This window comes from Micromonospora sp. NRRL B-16802 (genome assembly GCF_001279555.1).
Taxonomy (GTDB): domain Bacteria; phylum Actinomycetota; class Actinomycetes; order Mycobacteriales; family Micromonosporaceae; genus Micromonospora; species Micromonospora profundi.
Window position 1 is genome coordinate 1 of sequence record NZ_LGEB01000119.1, and the last position, 902, is coordinate 902.

The 902-nt window shown below is 65.2% G+C and carries 1 protein-coding gene; it reads left to right on the forward strand.

The genetic code is table 11. From position 1 onward, the window contains the following. Positions 1-92: 92 nt before the first annotated feature. Positions 93-892 (forward strand): IS5 family transposase gene (locus ADK66_RS31125; protein ID WP_197281661.1). Its coding sequence is split into 2 segments (ribosomal slippage): positions 93-429 and positions 429-892, totalling 801 coding nucleotides; the frame shifts between segments, so codons are not numbered across the junction. Positions 893-902: the final 10 nt, after the last annotated feature.

A 902-nucleotide genomic window follows, 5' to 3' on the forward strand; every position in this document is an offset into this window, starting at 1 on the left:
CTAAGAACTCCTAACTAAATGATGTTGGGCGTGTCCTCGGGACGTGAGGATCGTTCTGTCTGAACGTGAGGAGGGGTGAGCAGCCGCCGTGGATCGTCTCGGACGAACTCTGGGCCGAGATCGAACCGCTGCTGCCACCCCGACCACCACGCCGGCACCGGTTTCCCGGCCGTAAGCCCCTGGACGACCGCAAGGTGTTGTGCGGAATCCTGTTCGTGCTTCACACCGCGATCCCGTGGGAGTACCTGCCCCAGGAACTGGGCTTCGGCTCTGGGATGACCTGTTGGCGCAGGTTGCGAGACTGGAACGACGCCGGTGTGTGGCAGCAGTTGCACGAGGTGTTGCTCGGCAAACTGCGGGCCGCCGGGCAGTTGGACATGTCGCGGGCGGTGATCGACGGCTCTCACGTTCGGGCGCTCAAGGGTGGCCCAAAACCGGTCCGAGCCCGGTCGACCGCCGCAAGCCAGGCTCGAAACACCACGTCATCACCGACGCGGGCGGCATCCCCCTCGCCGCGTCCCTGACCAGCGGAAACCGTCACGACGTCACCCAACTGCTGCCCCTGGTCGACAAGGTCCCCCGGATCAAGGGCATCCGAGGCAGGCCACGGCAACGGCCCGACCGAATCTACGCAGATCGCGGCTACGACTTCGACAAGTACCGCCATGAGCTACGCACGCGTGGCATCACACCCGTCATCGCCCGACGCGGCGTCGGTCACGGCTCTGGGCTCGGCACTCGACGCTGGGTCGTGGAGCAGACCATCGCTCTGCTGCACTGGTTCCGCCGCCTCCGGATCCGTTGGGAGATCCGTGACGACATCCACGAAGCGTTCCTCACCCTCGCCTGCGCCATCGTCTGCTGGCGCCGGCTGCAGCGTTCAAAGAGTTAGGAGTTCTAAG